Origin of the sequence: Clostridium sp., from assembly GCF_051650885.1 — a bacterium.
Taxonomy (GTDB): Bacteria; Bacillota; Clostridia; order Clostridiales; family Clostridiaceae; genus Clostridium.
This window is the reverse complement of record NZ_JBOFRG010000348.1, coordinates 1-4,143: the sequence shown is the minus strand read 5'-3', so window position 1 is coordinate 4,143 and position 4,143 is coordinate 1. Positions and strand designations below refer to the sequence as shown.

The window sequence follows — 4,143 nt, the reverse complement described above, 5'->3', positions numbered from 1 at the left end:
TCAGGATAAAATATATAAAGGAAAATTTAAACAATAAATATGAGATCTTATTTTAACTCACGATCTATCTACTTAACTTTCTTAAAAACCGGGCATGCACCCTCAGGGCACGGCATTATGACGTCATACGCCAAAAAGCAACTTCCGACTCAGACAAATTCAAAACAAAGCATGTATAATACACTTCATGGGCCTCATTCATCACAAACCCAGCGTAAACAATACCAATTTAACTTTCAACCTGACCCAAACAATAGTCTTCAACTCACTAAAACCATCACTGCTCTCGAGGACATACATGAACAAGACATATTACTATGGACAAGCGAGTTCAGAGAAATGAGCACTTTATGTAACTGGCCATCAAACCTAGCAATTAGCGTCCTACAATCAGTGATAACTCCATCACTATGCGAAAGCCTTCCTAGGAGATCAACAGATCTCGAAAAACACCTCAACGCATTAGTAAAAAACGCATACCCTATAGAGGATGCAATCATCTACATCTCACAGCTGAGGAAAACATATCAGAAGGACTTTAGACTTATTAAAGATTACCACACCACAATAACAAACATTACAACAAAACTAAGATGGGCACTTGGACTAGCCGATATCGACTACCAAGCACGTATTGCAGAATACTTCTATCACGGATTAGATTACACTACCAAACTAGAAATGGCAAAGTTAAACTTAAAGACAACAACAAGCATAATGGAGCATATACAAGAGGTAGAAAAAACAATCCTGAATCTAGTTCGCGATACTTCTGACACGTACAGAGAAAGTTCAAGAGACCATACCAAACACATGGAAAACCGATACAAAGGACCCTACTGCAAGTACCACAAGACATCTAATCATAGCACCGAGGAGTGCCGAGTACTTGCCAAAAAGGATAACCATGTCCAGAATCACTCTCAACCCAGGAACTTTGTTCTAAAGGAACCTGATTTAAACACCAACCTCCTACAAATAGAAGGGAAGCTAGCGGATATAACAACTAACTTTACAATTGATACTGGCGCAACAAGAAACTTCATTAACGAAGGTTTTTTGCTCAAAAACAATTTGGAAACCATTTTTACAGAGCCATCAGAAGTGACGTACGGGAACGGACAAACTCACACTAGCACAAAATGTGTTAAAAACATCATAAAACAGCTAGGAAACAAAATTATAAATAAACCGGTCAGACTAACAGTAATAAAAAACCTACCAGAGGATATAATTTTAGGGAATTCGTTCTTAAAGGAAAACAACGCAATAATAAACTTTACGGAAAACACTCTACAGTTAGAGGAAACAAAACTTCTGCTCAACAATCAAGGAAAAACAGATTGGATCAACTCACCAGATTATCAGCTGTTATGTAAAACAGACAACCCCAGAAACGGACACCTCAGTAAGGACATACCGGAATCAATTAAAAATATAATCCAGAAAACCATCGAAAACAACCCCGAACTCGGAACACTACCCTCGGAAGGCTTCAGAATACCGCTTTCAGATGATGCACCCGTTTTTTCTAAACCTTACCCTATGCCATATAATCTTCATAAAGCAGTCAAAGAAGAAATTGACAAGCTGATAAAATTAAAGGTAATAAGGAAAAGTAGATCATTGTATGCATCACCAGCCTGGCCGATATTAAAGAAAAACGGCAAAGTACGACTTGTTGTGGACTACAAGAAACTAAACGCGAAAACGGTAAAACAGGCGTTCCCATTTCCCAACATACGTGAGCAACTTCAAACACTTCCTTCAGCAAACTTATACTCACAATTGGATCTCAACATGGGATACTACCAAATTCCAGTACACACGCAGGATATTGAGAAAACCGCATTCGTAGTACCATGGGGACATTATGAATTTCTTAGAATGCCCTTCGGATTGACAAGCGCACCAAGGGAATTCCAAAGATGCATGAGCAACTTGCTGGCCGACCTAAGCTTCGTCAGAATCTTTCTTGATGATGTCCTAATCTTCTCTAAGTCTGAAACAGAACACGCCACACATCTCAAAGCAGTCTTTGAGATTCTTACAAAGGCGGGAGCCTCTATAAATTTCGATAAATCCTCCTTTTGCCAAAAACAGGTAACATATCTTGGGAACATAATCTCCACCGACGGAATTAAAGCAGATGTTTCTCGAGTAGACAACTGCATACTTTTCAAAACCCCCAAATCTCGAAAAGACATAATGAAACTCGTAGGCTTCATAAACTGGTTTAGACCCTACATACCAGGGCTCTCATATATCATAGCCCCAATAACCGAGAAACTATCTAAAACAAAACAGCTAAATTGGAGTACATCAGACGACAACATCATTAAAAAGGTCGTCACAGAGATCAAGAAACAGACCTTACTCAGCTATCCCGTCACTACACAACCATTTACATTGACAACCGACGCTTCAGATTTAGGACTAGGCGCAGCCCTCGTCCAAGAGAATAAACTCATAGGACTGTATAGCCACAAATTTACTAAAACCGAGAGACGCTATACAATAATGGAAAAAGAATTATTAGCTATAATTAAAGCTATCACGCACTTCAAGAACATCATTTTTAACTCTCCGATAATAATAAGGACCGACAATGCTAACATTACTTACCTTAAAGACTCAAACAATAGTAGAGTGCAACGTTGGCGCCTATTACTAGAAGAATTCGATTATAAAATAACCTACATCAAGGGAACGACTAACAAAGCAGCCGATCACATTTCAAGATGCTTTCTAGCGAAATCAAAAAAAGAGGACACGTTTCACTACGACATAAAAACGATAAGAAACCTACAGGTCAAAGACGGAATCTCGCAGGCTTCAAACGATCCTAAATCAAAAAAACTGCGTTTACATGAATCGAAGATCTATGTAGACAATCAAGACCGCATATTCATCCCAGATAGTTACGCGAACACCTTGCTGGTAGAGATCCACAAATATCTTGGTCACCCAGGTCTACACAAGCAACTAAACACAATAAGAAATTACCTCTTAATACCCCAATGCAAAAGCCGAATCTACCAAATCATTAAAAGCTGTAGATTGTGCCAGACAAACAAAATCCAAAGAAACAACTATGGCAAGCTAGTAGGATTCCTATCCACAAGCGACCCTTTCAAAAATATTTCTACTGATATCTTCGGACCCGTCGAAACCGACCACTTCGCACCTTCAAAATTACCAAGTAAAATATTCATCCTTACAGTGATAGACAGAGCAAGCAGATGGACGGAACTAGGAATCCTGACAAAAATTACTGCCGAAAAGGTCGTCGAGACACTCAAAAAAATATGGCTAGACAAACACCCAAAACCATCTACTATATTGTCGGACAGGGGAAAACAGTACACATCCGTACACTTTCGTACAACTATGAAAAGGATGAATATCGACCATTTTTGCACAACTCCCTATAACCCTACCGGCAATAGCCTCAGCGAGAGAATAAACCAAACCTTGGGTTTCATACTTCGAAACCATAATCATGAGTCAATACACACCGCTCTAAAAATCGCAAAAAGATCCCTAAACTATACGTATCACCGCGTTATTGGGATATCCCCTTACGAATATCTCTACAAACACAGCACCCTTGACCCACTTAATCGCAATCTTGAGATTGATCACAAAGCAATATACAATAGAATGCTGAAACACTCCTCAACATCCAATAAACTCCTAAATAAATCAAGGATTACAAATTACTCCTTTAAAGAAAACTCTAAAGTATATGTTAAGAACGTAGTACCCACCTCGAAAATGGACAGCAAATGGCTGGGACCAGGAACGATAGTAGGAATACAAAACGACGGCAATTCTTTTAAAATACTCTTAAACGGACGCTATATCTTCGCAAACATTAAGAATATTCGTCCACACTAGGGAAGGGGTGACTGTCGTGTGCCAACATGTTACACGACTCTCTAGATCTGATTTTGATTCTAGCTTTCTATTTGTTACTGACAATCATTACTGAGACATTGGTTTCAGGATAAAATATATAAAGGAAAATTTAAACAATAAATATGAGATCTTATTTTAACTCACGATCTATCTACTTAACTTTCTTAAAAACCGGGCATGCACCCTCAGGGCACGGCATTATGACGTCATACGCCAAAAAGC

The 4,143-nt window shown here is 38.8% G+C and carries 1 protein-coding gene; it reads left to right on the top strand.

Annotated elements, in window-relative coordinates; translation table 11 throughout:
• Positions 1-393 precede the first annotated feature (393 nt).
• Entirely contained in the window at positions 394-3,900 is a 3,507-nt protein-coding gene (locus ACRC28_RS17635; RefSeq protein ID WP_438544757.1) for a reverse transcriptase domain-containing protein, read from the top strand.
• The last annotated feature ends 243 nt before the right edge of the window (positions 3,901-4,143 follow it).